The sequence below is a fragment of the Agrobacterium sp. InxBP2 genome (assembly GCF_026191755.1).
GTDB lineage: Bacteria > Pseudomonadota > Alphaproteobacteria > Rhizobiales > Rhizobiaceae > Agrobacterium > Agrobacterium pusense.
This window is the reverse complement of record NZ_JAINDY010000029.1, coordinates 195,307-210,120: the sequence shown is the minus strand read 5'-3', so window position 1 is coordinate 210,120 and position 14,814 is coordinate 195,307. Positions and strand designations below refer to the sequence as shown.

Below are 14,814 nucleotides of genomic sequence, written 5' to 3'. Positions count from 1 at the left end.
AAACAGTAAAAGATACAGCCCCTTAATTGCAGCCTATCCTCCTCGATATGGCTGCGGGCGATCTTTTCTGTATTAGCATTGCCGATTAAAAGCGAACTCTAACGAAAATGCAATAGAACGTGGAACGATTAAAACGAAAGTGAAGGAAACGGATTTATTATTCCATTTCCTTCGTTCCGCGGTTTTTTCATGCGCTTGGCCACCGGCGCGTGTCTTCGCTGGATTCGCTCCTGTCGAAATCCAATAGTTGCGATTGATATGTTATTACATTACCTATTATATTGCTGTGAATTTGTGCGGGCGAAGAGGTGGATGTGTTCGGATTGAAGCGGAAAAAGGCAGTTGAGCGCAGGGACGATTCGGCTGGCCTGCCATCTTTGGGAACGGTGCCGGTTACCCTGCTTACCGGCTTTCTCGGTGCAGGCAAGACCACCTTGCTGAACGCGCTTCTGGCTGCGCCGGCCATGCGGGATGCGGCCGTGATCGTCAACGAATTCGGCTCGGTGCCCATCGATCACGGTCTGGTGCGGACGGGGTCCGAACGATATTTCAGAACGACGACGGGTTGCATCTGCTGCACCGCCACGAGCGATATCCGCACCTCGCTTTACGAACTGCATCAGGCCATTCTGGAAGGGGTAATGCCTGATGTCTCGCGGGTTGTCATCGAAACCACCGGTCTTGCCGATCCTGCGCCGATCATCAACAGCCTCATCGCCGGCGGCACACCGGCGCTGGGCCTGCGGGATCACATCGTCGCCCGGCATTTTCATCTTTCGGGCGTGGTGACGGCTTTCGACGTTGTCTCGGGCCCGCCGATGCTCAACAGCTTCATTGAGGGCTGGAAACAGCTTGCCTTTGCCGACCACATCGTTTTGACGAAGACCGATCTGGCCGATGACGCGGCGCTGGACCGCGAAAGCCTCGCCGATCTCAATCCCGCAGCCTCGTTTCATGATCGCAATGCAGCCGATTTCGATCTGATGTCGTTGTTCAACGCATCGGATTATTCGTTGTGTGGCAAGCCGGAGGATGCGCCTGCATGGCTCGCGGCCGACAGGCTTAGCCTTCATGCGGCCCATCAGCACGATATCAACCGCCACGGCGTCGGGGTCGAGGCCTTCAATCTCACCTTTGACGGGGTTTTTGACCCCCAGGCGATTGTGACTTTTCTCGAGCTCGTCACCAGCAATGTGCACTCCGGTCTTCTGCGGCTCAAGGGAATTTTCGGGGCGACGGATGATCCGGAGCGACCGGTTGTCGCCCACGCGGTGCAGCATCGGCTTTATCCGCTTACCCGCCTGGAGCGCTGGCCGAATCAAGATCGTTCGACACGTATCGTGCTGATCGGCATGGACATGCCGCAAAAGCCCATTCGCGAGCTTTTCGACACATTGGCCGCGCAGGCAAGGCGGAAGGGCAGGGCATGAACAATCCGCTTGCACGCAGTGGCTCCGCGATCATCTCGCACGCCCGTCTTCTGAAGCAATGGTCACGCGATTTGCTGCAACTCAAGCCGGAAGACAGTATTACCGTCAGCGAGCTTTCCTGCGCGCTGCCGGATTGCCCGCCACGGGAAACGGTGATCGTCATCCTCGCCGTTTCCGGTACGACCCGGCAATTATCCATCCACAAGGCGCTTCTCGCGGTGGATCATGACGATATTGTGCGCGCCATTGCCGCGAATTCAGCTTGAGAACCCGCCTCCACGCGGCAGAGCCGCTTGACCGCTGCGGCCCTTATCCGCCACTTCAGGGACAGCGATGGGATTCGCGGATGATGAAGGGCACGGAATGGCCGATCTGGCTGTATATGCGGGTTTGTTTCTGACGGCGTTCATTGCGGCGACCATCCTGCCCATGCAGTCGGAGGCGGCGCTTGCGGGGCTCATTCTTCTGAAATCCCAGCCCGTCTGGCTGCTGGTTGTCGTGGCGAGCGTCGGCAATGTCGCCGGGTCCTTCGCCAACTGGCTGCTTGGCCGTGGCATCGAACGTTTTCGACATGAACGTTGGTTCCCGGTCGGGGAGGCTGCGCTGCAACGGGCGCAGAACTGGTACCGGCGTTACGGCAAATGGTCCCTGCTGCTCAGCTGGGCGCCGATCATCGGGGACCCTCTAACGGTTGCGGCCGGCATCATGAAAGAGCCGCTGCCGGTGTTTCTGCTGCTGGTCACCATCGCCAAGGTGGGACGATACGTGGTGCTCGCGCTGGTGACGTTGAATTTTTCATGAAGCCTCTCCTCCGTCATGCCGGGCTGGATCCGGCATCCAGCCACGGCGCGTCTGCGCCGTGAAAAGAGTTTTTCGCGATCAAGGACTTGACCGCGCTGGACACAGACCTGATCCGGAGTGACGGCTTGCGACTGCCCCGCATCGGTAGCTACCGCTCAAGCCGCCTGCCGGTCCCAGCTGGCGAAAGGATCGGGCAGGTGCCGCCAGGCATCGGGCGTGAAGGCATCCGTGTCGATCAGGCAGGCATCGAGCTGGGCGCGGATGCGGGCTTCATTCATTGGATCGGAACCTATGAAGACGATTTCCTGCCGGCGGTCGCCGAAGACCGGGTCGAGATAGGGCTTCATCATATCAAGGAACTGCTTTTCGCGCGGCCATTGCTCTTTCGGCACGGCGGACCACCAGAGACCCATCTTGCCGGTGCGAACCAGGGCGCCGGCCTGGCTGATCTCTCCCACATAAAGCGGCCGCGTCGCCAGCCAGAAAAAACCCTTGGCGCGCACGACCCCCGGCCAGGCGCGATCGATGAAACGCTGGAACAGCACGGGGTCGAAAGGCTTTTTGGCACGATAGACGAAAGAGCGAATGCCATATTCCTCGGTTTCGGGAATGTGGTCCTTGAAACCATGCAATTCCTTGAACCAGAGAGGGTGTTCTTCGGCCCTGGCGAAATCGAAGCGGCCAGTGCCCAGAACCTCCTTCAGCGCCACCTTGCCGAAATCGGCCTCGATGAGTTTTGCATCGGGGTTCAGCCCGATGATGATCTTGCGGGCGGCATCCCGCTCCTCTGGCGTTGCAGTGCCGATCTTGTTGAGCACGACGACATCGGCGAATTCGATCTGCTCCACCAGAAGATCGACGATGGTGCGGTTGTCGCCATCGCCCGCCGTTTCGCCCCGGTCGGCCAGAAAATCGGATGAACCGTAATCGTTGAGAAGATTGGCGGCGTCCACCACCGTCACCATCGTGTCGAGCCGGGCAACATCGGAAAGGCTGCGACCATTCTCGTCGCGGAAATCGAACGTCGCGGCGACGGGAAGCGGCTCGGCGATGCCGGTCGATTCGATCAGCAGATAGTCGAAACGGTCCTGCTCCGCCAGCGCCCGCACTTCCTTGAGAAGATCGTCACGCAGGGTGCAACAGATGCAGCCATTGGTCATTTCCACCAATTGCTCTTCGGTTCGGGAGAGATTGGCCCCGCCGTCACGAACCAGCGCCGCATCGATATTGATCTCGCTCATGTCGTTGACGATCAAGGCCACGCGCAAACCATCGCGATTGGCGAGAATGTGGTTCAGAAGCGTCGTCTTGCCAGCGCCTAAAAAGCCGGAAAGCACGGTGACGGGTAGTTTTTTCGACATTTGGACCTCGTTCTGTAAACGTGTTTCGAGTGGACCTTGGCGGGCACGTCGGGGCATCGGGAAACGATCCGGCGCGCATCGTTACCATATGTAACGTAATAACATTACATATATGGGGCGTGTCAACAGGTGAGCGAGAAATTGCCTTCGGCATGAGCGTGGTGGTTACGCGTCCGGATGAATAATTCGCCGTTTGCCAGCAACGGCCTACCCCGCGGAGGGGACAGCGTGCCAGTCCGCTTCCACCAGTAAATGTTATTTCATTACATATTCGTTTGACGAATGTAATAACATTACATATCAAGGGTCATCGAATGACATCCTGCTTCCGGAGGGATCGATGAACGATCCGTGCCTTATCTTCTCAAATCTGACCCTTGGATATGCCGGCCGGGCGGCGGTGCACCATCTCAATGGTAGTATTGCCTGCGGCTCGCTTACCGCCGTTATCGGCGCCAACGGCTCGGGAAAATCCACGTTGATGAAAGGCATTGCCGGCATTTTGAAGCCGCTTGGCGGCGAATGTCGGGTCAGTCCGGCGATCTCCGTCGCCTATCTGCCGCAACAGTCGGAGCTGGACCGGTCCTTTCCCGCTCAAGTACGAGACCTTGTGGCCCTCGGTCTCTGGCCGAGACGCGGCCTGCTCGGACGACACCGTTTCGAAGATCGGACGGCGATCGACCAAGCGCTGAAAACGGTCGGACTGTCCGGTTTTGAAAGGCGAAATATCGACTCCCTCTCGGGTGGCCAGATGCAGCGTGCCCTTTTTGCCCGGGCCATGCTGCAGGATGCGCAGCTCATTCTGCTCGATGAGCCCTTCAATGCCGTCGACGAGCGGACGGTGACCGACCTGCTGGTGCTGATCAAGGCATGGGTGGCGCAAGGGCGCACCGTTCTGGCCGTACTTCACGATCACCAGCTCGTGCAGCAGCATTTTCCCCAGACGCTTTTCCTGGCGCGAAGGCTGGTTGGACTTGGTCCAACGGCTGAAGTCCTGCAGGCGGAGAATCTTCGCCAGGCCCGACATTTCCATGAGGCGTGGGAGGCGAATGCGCCTTGGTGCGCGCCGGCTTCCCCTCCGCTCCCTCCGGATCCGGCGGCGCCGCCGCACGCCCACGCCCACTTCCACGCGAATTCGAATAGCCATGGCTGATATCTTCATCGATCCTTTCATCCAGTATGTCTTCATGCAGCGCGCGCTTGCCGGTGCGCTGATCCTCGCGGTCAGCTGCGGTCCCGTCGGGGTTTTTCTGATGCTGCGCCGCATGAGCCTGACGGGAGATGCCATGTCGCACGCCATCCTGCCGGGCGCTGCTGTCGGCTTTCTGTTTTATGGGCTGGACATTCTGCCGATGACGATTGGCGGGCTCGTCGTTGGCCTCGTGGTCGCGCTGGGGGCCGGCGCGGTGTCGCGTTTCACCGTTCAGAAGGAGGACGCCTCTCTCGCCGCGCTTTATCTGATTTCGCTGGCGCTCGGCGTGCTGCTCGTCTCATGGCGTGGCTCCAGCGTCGACCTGATGCACGTTCTGTTCGGCACGGTGCTGGCGCTGAACAATGAGGCGCTCGGACTGATCGGCGGCATCTGCGTCATTACGCTTGCGGTGATGATCACCTTCTGGAGGGCGCTCGTGGCGGAATGCCTCGATCCGCTCTTCCTGCGCTCGGTCAGCAGATGGGGCAGCCCGGTGCATTTCCTCTTCCTCGGCATCGTCGTGCTCAATCTCGTGGGTGGCTTTCAGGCGCTGGGGACGCTCCTTTCAGTCGGGCTGATGATGCTGCCGGCTGCCGCCAGCCGCTTCTGGTCAAACCGCGTCGCGCCCATGTGCTTCATTTCCATCGGCATCGGCATGGTGTCCTGCTTTGCCGGTCTTGTCCTGTCCTATCACGCGTCGCTGCCATCGGGCCCGGCGATCATCCTTTCGGCGGGTGCCGTCTATGCGCTCTCCATCCTCTTCGGCACGCGCGGCGTGCTCATCGATCTTCTCGGTTCCGGCCGCCACCGCGCGGCCTGAAAACAGCCTTTGAAACAGGAGAATCCAATGTTCAAAACCTTCCGCTTAGCCACGTGCGCCAGTCTTCTTTCGCTCTCACCGGTTCTGACGGCGCAGGCTTCCGCCGCCGAACTGAAGGTCGTCGCCAGCTTCTCGATCATCGCCGACTTCGCGAAAAATGTCGGTGGGGATCGTGTGGAGATCACCACGCTCGTCGGGCCGGATGGCGATGCCCATGTCTACGAACCGCGCCCTGCCGATGCTGTCGCCGTCAGCAAGGCGGATGTGGTGCTGGTCAACGGCCTGGAATTCGAAGGCTTTCTGAAGCGGCTGATTGAAACGAGCGGCACGAAGGCGCCGATTGTCGAGCTGACCAAGGGTGTCGAGCCGCTCAGGCTTTCCGACGAGCCCGCGGGCCACGCCCATCCTGAGGCCGAGGAAGAGGAGGCTCACAACCACAAGGCGGAGGAAGCCGGCCACAAGCACGAAACGGCTGACGCCCACGATCACGACCATGGCCATGGCCATGAAGGACATCACCATCACGGCGAGTACGATCCCCATGCCTGGCAGTCCATCAAGAATGCCCAAATCTACGTGAAGAACATAGCCGGCGCCTTTTGCAAGGCCGACAAACCCGGCTGCGCGACCTATACCGCGAATTCCGACGCCTATGTCGCCAAGCTTGCCACTCTGAACGAGAAGGTGAAGACGGAGATCGCCGCGATCCCGCCGGAGAAGCGCGTCATCATCACGTCGCATGATGCCTTCGGTTATTTCGAGCATGCCTATGGCCTGAATTTCCTCGCGCCGGAGGGCATCTCGACGGAGTCCGAAGCCTCTGCCGCCGATGTCGCCAAGCTGGTGGACCAGGTCAAACACGACAAGGCTTCGGCCATCTTCGTCGAAAACATCACCGACAAGCGGCTGATCGACCAGATCGCCAGCGAAACCGGCCTGAAGGTTGGCGGCACGCTTTATTCCGACGCGCTTTCCACGGCCGATGGCCCGGCCGCGACCTATATCGACATGGTCAACCACAATATCGAGACCATCTCGGCCGCTGTACTCGGGCAATAAGACCGCCGATCAGCCGAAAAGTTTCAGGGTGGCTTCGGCCACCCTGATTTCGCTCGTGTCATTCAGGCCGGGATCACCCTGCTGTCATCTGCGTGATGAAACGGTCTGACCGAGCCTGAGCTCGAGCTTGCCATCGGTTCTGGCCGTCGACCCCCGTCGACCTTTCGTCCTGGCAGGGACGGACCGGAGCTTTCGAGTTGTCCGATCCGGCCACTATAAAACTCTAATTTGCGGCCGATTGATCGTTTGGCCGTTGATAACCGCATCGGACCGGCTTTTCGTGCGAAGGCCCGTCGATGTAAAGTGCCACCTGTGACGTTCATGGGGGCAAGCACTTTGGCCAAATCTATCAGGACGATGGAGGAGTTTTCGGAGTTTGTCGGCCTTTCCCGCCCGACCGTTTCGAAATACTTCAATGATCCGTCCTCGGTCCGCAAGAAGACGCGGGATGCCATTGAGGATGCGCTGAAGAAATCCGGGTTTCGGCCGAACATTTTCGCTGTCAACCTCAACCGCCGCCGTTCCAACATCATCGGCATCATCATCCCGAGTTCCACCGACCCCTTTTATATGGCGCTCACGAGCCGTATCGAGCTCATCGCCAGCGAAGCCGGGTTTCTCGCCTTCGTGCTTTCATCGGACGGCAAGCCCGAAATCGAAGACCGCGCCATCCGCACCTTCAAGTCGATGAACGTGGCGGGTGCCATCATCGCGCCGCTTGGCGTCAAATCCCATCGCGCTACGCTGGAGCAACTCGCGGCCACTGTCCCGATCGTCTATGTCGATTCGCCACTCGACGAGACGTCCGCCTTTGTCGGCACAGATAACCGGCAGAGCGTGGGACTGATGGTGGATTATCTCTGCCGGTCGGGAGAACCGCCGTGTTTCTTCGACATGCCGCAGGTCAATACCAATGCCGCCACGCGCCGCACGGCCTATGTGGAGGCCATGCAACAACTCGGCTTCGAGCCACATGTGATTAACGTCCCGGGCGACATCACATGGGAGTTTGAACGGTTTGCTTTCGAGGAAGCAGGCCGGCTTCTGGAACGGCGCACGCTTCTGCCGTCGCGGACGATCCTGTGCGCCCATGACCGCATCGCCTTCGGCGTCATCGCCGCGGCTTTTCAGAAGGGCATCAGGGTCGGCCACGGCGCCGATTACGATCTGAGGGTCGCTGGCCACGACGATCATCCGCTGGCGCGTTATGCCTGCCCACCCATCACCACCGTGGCGCAGAACTACAACGAGATCGGCAGGCTGTCGATCGAGCTGCTGTTTCAGAAACTGAACGAGGAGGCAGACGATGCCACCCGAATGCGGGAGCGCATCCTGCTCAGCGCCGATCTGATGCTGCGGAAATCGGCCTGAGGATCGTTAGAAAAACTAAAATAAAAATGTGATTTTCTAAATAGAACTAATATTTGAACGCTCCTACTCTGTTCTCAAGGTTGCTTTGGGAGGCGACCGCGAGAGCCGGCGCACAGGTGTGCCGGGCTTCGGGAGGAACGTCAGATTGCCATGTCTCCAGTGCCGTGAGGGGAGCCTCGCAGCCGCGGTATCGCATGGTTTTCGCCGGGCTGACTGGACATTCTCGCCAGCAAATTCCCCAGCGAAGGATGATGAAACATGAACCTCTATTCTCTTCTGTCAGAACGTGCGGCCGGCGGCAGGCCTGTCCGCGTCGGTCTCATCGGCGCGGGCAAGTTCGGCTCCATGGTGCTGGCGCAGGCGCAGCGCATCGCCGGTTTCCACATGGTCGCCGTTGCGGACCTCAATGTCGGAAAGGCGAAGGAATCGCTGGATCGCGTCGGCTGGCCGAAGGAACGTTACGATGCGAAGAGCTGCGCCGAGGCGCTGAAGAGCGGCAAGACCTATGTGACCGACGACGTGAACGAGCTTTTCGCCTGCGGTGAGATCGAATGCGTCATCGAGGCCACCGGCCATCCGCTGGCCGGTGCCCGCCACGCGTTGGGCGCCATCGACCACAACAAACACGTCGTCATGGTCAATGTCGAAGCTGACGTCATGGTCGGCCCGATCCTTGCCGAAAAGGCCCGCGCCAAGGGCCTGATCTATTCCATGGCTTACGGCGACCAGCCGGCGTTGATCTGCGAGCTTGTCGACTGGGCGCGCGCCACCGGCTTCGAGGTCGTTTCCGCCGGCAAGGGCATGAACTTCGAGCCGCGTTACCGTTATTCGACGCCGGACACGGTCTGGGGTTATTTCGGCTGGACGGACGAGGAAGTGGCCAAGGGCGACTTCAATCCGAAAATGTATAATTCCTTCACCGATGGCACCAAGGCAGCCATCGAAATGGCGGCTGTCGCCAATGGTACGGGGCTGGATTGCCCGGATGACGGTCTGGCTTTCCCGCCCGCCGGCCTGCACGATCTCGCCCGTGTTTTCCGTCCCGCCGCCGATGGCGGCCGCATGGCCCGTTCAGGCCTGGTGGATATCGCCGCAAGCCAGGAACCGGATGGACGCGAGGTGTTCAACAACATCCGTTACGGCGTCTTCGTCACGTTCAAGGCGCATAATGAATATGCCCGCGCCTGCTTCAAGCAATATGGCCTGCTGACCGATCCGTCCGGCTGGTACGCCTCCATGTGGCGTCCGTTCCATATCATCGGACTCGAAACCTCGATCAGCGTGCTCTCTGCCGTATTGCGAAACGAGGCAACCGGCTGCTCGAAGGAGTTCCGCGGCGATGCCGTCGCCACCGCCAAGAAGGACATGCAGCCCGGCGAAATGCTGGACGGTGAGGGCGGTTATGCGGTCTGGGCGAACGCCATTCCAGCGACCCGCAGCCTGGACATGAAAGCGCTGCCGATCGGCCTCGCCCATAACGTCAAGCTGAAGCGCGCCATCAGGAAAGACCAGATCGTCAGCTTCGACGATGTGGAGCTGGTCAACGATCTCGACGTGGTGAAGCTGCGTCAGGACATGGAAAACCGCTTCCGCCCGCAAAAGGACGCTGCGGCGTGACGGGCGGGGATCAGGACATGTCGAAGGGGGCTTTCGTGGTGATAGCGGAATTTCGGGTCAAGCCCGACGCGATGGAGGCCTTTCTCGACGCTGCGCGTGATGATGCCACCCATTCGGTCCGTGATGAACCGGGTTGCCGGCAATTCGACGTGGTGCGGCCGGAAACGGGAAACAATGTGGTGTTCTACGAGGTCTATGACGACAAACAGGCTTTTGACGACCACCTGAAGACACCGCATCTCGACCGCTTCCGCGAGGCGTTCCCGGCGCTTATCGAAGAAGAACTGCCGGTGCGCTTCCTGAACCGGCAATGGCTTTGAAGGATGGGAACGATGGCAGACATCCGCCAGGTCGCCGTTATCGGTACGGGTATCATGGGCGCACCCATGGCGGCGCGCCTGGCAGAGGCCGGGTTTTCCGTCAAGGCCTGGAACCGCAGTGCCGACAAGGCTGCGGTTCTGGCAGAGAAGGGCGTGCAGCCGACTGTAACGGCTGCCGAGGCTGCGGCCGAAGCGGATGTGGTGCTCTGCATGCTGAGTTCCGGGCCGGTCTGCAACGATGTTCTGCTCGGTTCGCCGGGCATCGTTTCAGCCATGAAGCCCGGTGCGGTTCTGCTGGTCATGAGTTCCATTCCCGTTGAAATTGCAATGGAACAGGCTGAAGCCGCCCTGGCATGTGGCGTCAGATATGTCGATGCGCCCGTGTCCGGCGGTGAAAAGGGAGCGATCGAAGGAACGCTCGCCATCATGGCCGGGGGTGAACAGCGGGATGTGGATGCGCTGCGGCCGCTCCTCGGTTGTCTTGGCCGCGTCACGCACGTAGGGCCGGTGGGCTGCGGCTCTCTGGCCAAGCTTGCCAATCAGCTGATCGTCGCCTCGACAATCTGCGCCGTTGCCGAAGCTCTCACCCTTGCGGAAGAAGGGGGAGCGGACCCGGCACAGGTGCGCCACGCCCTGCTTGGCGGATTTGCCGATTCCACCGTCTTCCGTCAGCACGGAAAACGCATGGTTGAGGGCGATTTCCGCCCCGGCGGGCCGGCGAAATATCAGGTCAAGGATACGTCCACGGCGCTGGCCTTCGCCAGAAGCCGCGGCCTGACATTACCGGTCAGCGAGGAGGTTGACCGGCTGTTTCGCTCCATGGTCGAGCATGGCGCGGGCGAGCTTGATCACAGCGGTGTGATCCTTGAAATTAAGCGCATGAATGCGTTCGGAGGAACGCTCGAAACTGTTTAAGACACAACAAAGGGAGGAACACATGAAAATTTCGAAACTTTACGGGCTGGCCCTTGCCGCCACCATGCTGGTCGCATCGATTGCACGGGCCGAGACGCTGACGCTGTCGACGCCGGATGCAGACAATTCCGAAATCACGCTTTCCGCCAACAAGTTCGCGGAACTGGTCTCAAAAAAGACCGACGGCAAGCTCAAGATCAAGGTATTCCCCAACGGTACGCTTTATGGCGGCGATCCTTCGGCGGGCGTCAAGCAGCTGGCCGGCGGCTCGCTTGACATGCTCCTGAATTCGACATCGCTCTACGCGACGTTCAACCCGAAATTCACAGCTATCGCCATTCCCTATCAGTTCCGCGATATCGACCAGCTCCGGGTCTATCTCGACAGCGATCTCGGCAAGGAGCTTTCCGGCGATCTGAGCAAGATCGGCATTCTCGGGCTCGATCTCTGGTCACGGCCGCTGCGCCAGATCACCAATTCGAGGGCGCCGATCAAATCGCCAGCCGATCTGAAGGGCATGAAGCTGCGGGTGCCTAACAATCCGCTCTGGGTTGAATTCTTCGGCGCCATGGGGGCCGCCCCGACGCCGATGGCTTTTGCCGAAGTCTATAATGCCCTCCAGCTCAAGGTGGTCGACGGGCAGGAAAATCCGGTCAATGTGCCGGTCAGCGCCAAGCTCTACGAGGTGCAGAAATACCTGACGATCAGCAACCACATCGCCGACGCCTGGGTGCTGGGCATGAATCCTGCCCGTTTTGAAGGTCTTGATGAGAACTTCAAGACCGCGCTCAAGGAGGCCGCCGTGGAAACGGAGGCCTGGAAGGCGCAGAACGACGCTGCCGATATCGACAAGTCACTGGAAACGCTGAAAAAGAACGGCATGGAGGTGAACGCGCTGACCGATGACGAGCGCAAGGCTTTCGTGGCCGTGGCGGCCGGCCTTTCGGCGAAATTCTCCGCTCTGGTGAAGGATCAGGCCTTCTTCGACAAGACGCAGGCGTTCCTCAAGACGAACTGACCTTTCCGCAAACGGACGGCCGGGTTTCGATCCGGCCTTCCCAAATGTCAGGCAGGGTCGTCTTGCCGTAAGGGCAGGGTGGCATTCGTTTTACCGGATATCCGGTTTTAGCAGTGGAAGGGTATTGTCATGAACGATACGAAACCTTCGGTGCTCGGCACCATCGTAAGACTCATCGCCGATGTGGCCGCAGGCGCGGCCTGCGCCGGCATTCTCATCGTCGTGCTCCTCCAGGTCATTGGCCGCCTCATCGGCAGTCCTCTCCCCTGGACCGAGGAAGCAACCCGCTTTCTCTTCATCTGGATGGTGTTTCTGGGCCTCGCCGCCGGCTTCCGCACCGTTGAAAGCGCCCGTGTTGTGGTGTTTCTCGTGCTGTTTCACCGCTTCTTCCGGCGGCTCGCGGTGCCGATCTACGTCGGTTCATCCGTGTTCTTCTTCGGCATGATGGGCTGGACGGGCCTGACCATGGTGCGCCAGCAGGTCATGATGAACGAAACCGCCGCCACGCTTCCCATCCCGATGTGGACCATCGGCATCGTTCTGCCGGTTTCCGCCATCATCGCCGTGCTCGCCATCGTCGAATCGCTGCGCAGCCGCCGGGAGCTCATCGCGCTTCCCGAGCTTGGCCTGCCGGCGGACGAGATCGCACACGCCGACATCTCCATTTCAGCAGGACATTGATCCATGTCGGTCTTTCTTCTCGTCGCCTTTTTCGGTCTCAGCATGCTCGGTGTACCGCTTGCCATTGCGCTGGCGCTCGCCAGCGTCGGCACGCTCTGGCTCTTTACCTCCATGCCGATGGACCTGCTGTCGCAGACGATGTTCTCGTCCATGAACTCCTTCCTGCTCGTCGCCGTGCCGCTGTTCATCCTCGTAGGCACCGTCATGGAGCGGGGGCGTGTTGCGGAGCGCATTTTCGATTTCGCCGAGGCCATGGTGGGCTGGCTGCCCGGCGGCCTCGGTCACGTCAACGTCATCTCCTCGGTGATTTTTTCCGGTGTCTCCGGCTCGTCCGTCGCCGACATCGCCTCTGTCGGCGCCATCGAGATCAAGGCGATGGAGCGGCATGGCTTCCCGAAGGGTTATGCCGTCGGCATGACGCTTTGCACTTCCACGCTCTCCTCGATCATTCCGCCGTCAATCCTGATCGTCATTGCCGGCTCCATCGCCAACGTGTCCATCGGCACATTGCTGATCGCGGGCTTGGTGCCCGGCCTCTTCATCGCCTTCGCCTTCCTAATCTTCAATCACTTCTATTCCGTGCACTACGGATATAACCCGCCGACCCCCTTCAACTTCCGTCTGGTTGTCATCACCGGACTTCGCGCCATCCTGCCGATGCTCACCCCGCTGATCCTCATCATCGGCATCGCCAGCGGCCTGTTCACGCCGACGGAAGCCGCTGCCATCGCGGTCGTTTATGTAGCGGTGCTCGGCGTCATCGTCTACCGCACGCTGCCGGTGCGCGAACTGCCGGAAATCCTCATCTCGACGGCACGCATTTCCGGAACCATCCTGTTCATCGCCGCCACTTCGCAGCTGGCTGCCTGGGTCTTCACCTTTGACGGCCTGCCGGAACAGGTCGCCGAACTCTTGAAGGCGATGAACCTCGGGCCGATGACGGGCATGCTCGTGATCTTCGTGTTCCTGCTGATCATCGGCATTTTCATGGAAGCGATCCCCGCCATGTTCATCCTCATTCCGGTATTGATGCCGCCGGTCGAAGCGCTCGGTATCGATCCGATCCATTTCCTGATCGTGACTGTCATGACGCTGACGCTCGGGCTGGTGACGCCGCCAGTCGGGGTCTGCCTGTTTGCCGCAGCCCAGGTCGCGAACATGAAGATCGAGGATGTCATCCGCGGTTCGCTGGCGCCGATGACGGTGCTGACGCTCGCCATATTTGCGCTGGTGCTTTTCCCGATCCTGACGCTTGGGCCGATACGGCTGATGGGTCTCTACTGAGCCGAAACAGTAAGCCTGAAAAACTCAGACAACGCGACGGTCACGCCACTCGTCGCGTTGTTTTCGCATCCACTCCAGGAAAAGCGTCACCTTTCGCTGCCGCAGGTGAGAATGCGGGCAAACGATCCATTGGGTAACGAGCTTGATGCGCGGTGCGTCGATGACGGGGCAGACAAGCGCCCCGGTGCTCAGTTCCCGTTCCATCATCAACGTGCTCTCCAGCGCGACGCCCAGACCGCCGGCCGCAGCGTCGATGGCCATATGGCTGCGGTCGAACAGCACGCGCCGCCATCTTTTGTCTGAATGCACGCCCGCCATCGGGAACCAGTGCGTCCACTGCGCCTGCGCCTTCACCGAATGAATGAGCCGCAGTTCGAGCAGATCGGCGGCCTGAAGGCTTCCGGTGGCGGCATAGTCCGGTGAGGACACTGGCAGGAATTCCTCTTCCACCAGCCCTTCCACGAAGAGGCCCGGCCAACGACCATCGCCGTGGCGCAGCTCCACATCGACGAGCTCCTGCGAAAAATCGGTCGGCTCGTTGGTGCCGTCCAAGCGCACTTCCAGTTCAGGGTGCTCCTCCAGAAAGGAGCCGAGACGCGGCAGAAGCCATTTGTTGGAAATGGTCGGCGTCGCCCGGATAGTCAGTGCCGTGACGGAACGGAAACCACGAATGCTGTCGGTCGCGTCGGATATCTGCTCAATCTGGGCGGTGATCATCGAAAAATAGCGCTCGCCCGCTTCGGTCAATGTCACCTTGCGGCCGGTTCGCGCCATCAGCGTCGTGCCGAGCTGGCCTTCCAGCAGCTGGATCTGCTGGGAAACGGCCGAAGGCGTCACGCTCAACTCTTCCGCCGCCCGGGAAATGCTGCCCGCCCTTGCCGCGGCGTGGAAAACGAGGATCGATTTTATCGGGATTTGCATGGATAGGGCTTTGCTCAACGGAAT

The 14,814-nt window shown here is 60.1% G+C and carries 15 protein-coding genes; 13 read left to right on the top strand and 2 right to left on the bottom strand.

Annotated features, from left to right (window positions below; genetic code table 11):
* Positions 1 to 314: 314 nt before the first annotated feature.
* The 3 genes from K7A42_RS13595 to K7A42_RS13585 all read left to right on the top strand — a co-directional run bounded on the left by K7A42_RS13595 (position 315) and on the right by K7A42_RS13585 (position 2,231).
* Positions 315 to 1,430 carry a CobW family GTP-binding protein gene (locus K7A42_RS13595; protein WP_282455395.1) on the top strand — a complete coding sequence of 372 codons (1,116 nt, stop codon included), beginning with the start codon at positions 315 to 317 and terminating at the stop codon, positions 1,428 to 1,430.
* Positions 1,427 to 1,696, top strand: coding sequence for a hypothetical protein (locus tag K7A42_RS13590; RefSeq protein ID WP_006700378.1), 270 nt, complete (start codon positions 1,427 to 1,429; stop codon positions 1,694 to 1,696). Before K7A42_RS13595 ends, K7A42_RS13590 begins: the two co-directional genes overlap by 4 nt.
* 97 nt (positions 1,697 to 1,793) lie before the next feature.
* Positions 1,794 to 2,231, top strand: coding sequence for a YqaA family protein (locus K7A42_RS13585; protein WP_174150073.1), 438 nt, complete (start codon positions 1,794 to 1,796; stop codon positions 2,229 to 2,231).
* Positions 2,232 to 2,386: 155 nt separating this feature from the next.
* On the opposite strand, the gene zigA is transcribed toward K7A42_RS13585, so the two are convergent.
* The gene (gene zigA / locus K7A42_RS13580; protein ID WP_184286940.1) at positions 2,387 to 3,592 is read right to left on the bottom strand and encodes a zinc metallochaperone GTPase ZigA; all 1,206 of its coding nucleotides are present in this window, start codon (positions 3,590 to 3,592) and stop codon (positions 2,387 to 2,389) included.
* Positions 3,593 to 3,932: 340 nt separating this feature from the next.
* On the opposite strand from zigA, the gene aztA reads away from it, so the two are divergent.
* From aztA to K7A42_RS13530, 10 genes are all read left to right on the top strand, one after another.
* Positions 3,933 to 4,745 (top strand): zinc ABC transporter ATP-binding protein AztA, encoded by an 813-nt coding sequence (gene aztA / locus K7A42_RS13575; RefSeq protein WP_184286943.1) that lies wholly within the window; start codon positions 3,933 to 3,935, stop codon positions 4,743 to 4,745.
* Positions 4,738 to 5,604: a zinc ABC transporter permease AztB gene (gene aztB / locus K7A42_RS13570; RefSeq protein ID WP_034496649.1), complete on the top strand. Its 867-nt coding sequence runs from the start codon at positions 4,738 to 4,740 to the stop codon at positions 5,602 to 5,604. Before aztA ends, aztB begins: the two co-directional genes overlap by 8 nt.
* A 27-nt stretch (positions 5,605 to 5,631) precedes the next feature.
* Complete coding sequence (gene aztC, locus K7A42_RS13565) at positions 5,632 to 6,663, top strand: zinc ABC transporter substrate-binding protein AztC (RefSeq protein WP_282455394.1); 1,032 nt, start codon at positions 5,632 to 5,634, stop codon at positions 6,661 to 6,663.
* Positions 6,664 to 7,020: 357 nt separating this feature from the next.
* Complete coding sequence (locus K7A42_RS13560) at positions 7,021 to 8,034, top strand: LacI family DNA-binding transcriptional regulator (protein ID WP_113382404.1); 1,014 nt, start codon at positions 7,021 to 7,023, stop codon at positions 8,032 to 8,034.
* 258 nt (positions 8,035 to 8,292) lie between these two features.
* Positions 8,293 to 9,651, top strand: coding sequence for an NAD(P)H-dependent oxidoreductase (locus K7A42_RS13555; RefSeq protein ID WP_006700383.1), 1,359 nt, complete (start codon positions 8,293 to 8,295; stop codon positions 9,649 to 9,651).
* A gap of 17 nt (positions 9,652 to 9,668) precedes the next feature.
* The gene (locus K7A42_RS13550) at positions 9,669 to 9,971 is read left to right on the top strand and encodes a putative quinol monooxygenase (protein ID WP_034497555.1); all 303 of its coding nucleotides are present in this window, start codon (positions 9,669 to 9,671) and stop codon (positions 9,969 to 9,971) included.
* A gap of 12 nt (positions 9,972 to 9,983) precedes the next feature.
* Complete coding sequence (locus tag K7A42_RS13545; RefSeq protein WP_004445026.1) at positions 9,984 to 10,886, top strand: NAD(P)-dependent oxidoreductase; 903 nt, start codon at positions 9,984 to 9,986, stop codon at positions 10,884 to 10,886.
* 22 nt (positions 10,887 to 10,908) lie between these two features.
* The gene (locus K7A42_RS13540) at positions 10,909 to 11,904 is read left to right on the top strand and encodes a DctP family TRAP transporter solute-binding subunit (protein WP_004445022.1); all 996 of its coding nucleotides are present in this window, start codon (positions 10,909 to 10,911) and stop codon (positions 11,902 to 11,904) included.
* A 129-nt stretch (positions 11,905 to 12,033) separates the two neighbouring features.
* Positions 12,034 to 12,585, top strand: a complete 552-nt coding sequence (locus K7A42_RS13535) for a TRAP transporter small permease (RefSeq protein WP_004445019.1) — start codon at positions 12,034 to 12,036, stop codon at positions 12,583 to 12,585.
* 3 nt (positions 12,586 to 12,588) lie between these two features.
* On the top strand, positions 12,589 to 13,869 hold the full coding sequence (locus K7A42_RS13530; RefSeq protein ID WP_282455393.1) for a TRAP transporter large permease: 1,281 nt from the start codon (positions 12,589 to 12,591) through the stop codon (positions 13,867 to 13,869).
* Between the two features lie 24 nt (positions 13,870 to 13,893).
* Here K7A42_RS13530 and K7A42_RS13525 read toward each other — a convergent pair whose 3' ends face one another.
* On the bottom strand, positions 13,894 to 14,790 hold the full coding sequence (locus K7A42_RS13525; RefSeq protein WP_006700384.1) for a LysR substrate-binding domain-containing protein: 897 nt from the start codon (positions 14,788 to 14,790) through the stop codon (positions 13,894 to 13,896).
* Positions 14,791 to 14,814 lie beyond the last annotated feature (24 nt).

Excerpts from the sequence above, each read along its gene's own strand:
- K7A42_RS13535 (WP_004445019.1), top strand. The coding sequence starts at position 12,034 with ATGAACGATACGAAACCTTCGGTGCTCGGCACCATCGTAAGACTCATC.
- zigA (WP_184286940.1), bottom strand. The coding sequence starts at position 3,592 with ATGTCGAAAAAACTACCCGTCACCGTGCTTTCCGGCTTTTTAGGCGCT.
- K7A42_RS13555 (WP_006700383.1), top strand. The coding sequence starts at position 8,293 with ATGAACCTCTATTCTCTTCTGTCAGAACGTGCGGCCGGCGGCAGGCCT.
- K7A42_RS13525 (WP_006700384.1), bottom strand. The coding sequence starts at position 14,790 with ATGCAAATCCCGATAAAATCGATCCTCGTTTTCCACGCCGCGGCAAGG.
- aztA (WP_184286943.1), top strand. The coding sequence starts at position 3,933 with ATGAACGATCCGTGCCTTATCTTCTCAAATCTGACCCTTGGATATGCC.
- K7A42_RS13545 (WP_004445026.1), top strand. The coding sequence starts at position 9,984 with ATGGCAGACATCCGCCAGGTCGCCGTTATCGGTACGGGTATCATGGGC.
- K7A42_RS13540 (WP_004445022.1), top strand. The coding sequence starts at position 10,909 with ATGAAAATTTCGAAACTTTACGGGCTGGCCCTTGCCGCCACCATGCTG.
- K7A42_RS13550 (WP_034497555.1), top strand. The coding sequence starts at position 9,669 with ATGTCGAAGGGGGCTTTCGTGGTGATAGCGGAATTTCGGGTCAAGCCC.
- K7A42_RS13590 (WP_006700378.1), top strand. The coding sequence starts at position 1,427 with ATGAACAATCCGCTTGCACGCAGTGGCTCCGCGATCATCTCGCACGCC.
- K7A42_RS13530 (WP_282455393.1), top strand. The coding sequence starts at position 12,589 with ATGTCGGTCTTTCTTCTCGTCGCCTTTTTCGGTCTCAGCATGCTCGGT.
- K7A42_RS13585 (WP_174150073.1), top strand. The coding sequence starts at position 1,794 with ATGGCCGATCTGGCTGTATATGCGGGTTTGTTTCTGACGGCGTTCATT.
- aztB (WP_034496649.1), top strand. The coding sequence starts at position 4,738 with ATGGCTGATATCTTCATCGATCCTTTCATCCAGTATGTCTTCATGCAG.
- K7A42_RS13560 (WP_113382404.1), top strand. The coding sequence starts at position 7,021 with ATGGAGGAGTTTTCGGAGTTTGTCGGCCTTTCCCGCCCGACCGTTTCG.
- aztC (WP_282455394.1), top strand. The coding sequence starts at position 5,632 with ATGTTCAAAACCTTCCGCTTAGCCACGTGCGCCAGTCTTCTTTCGCTC.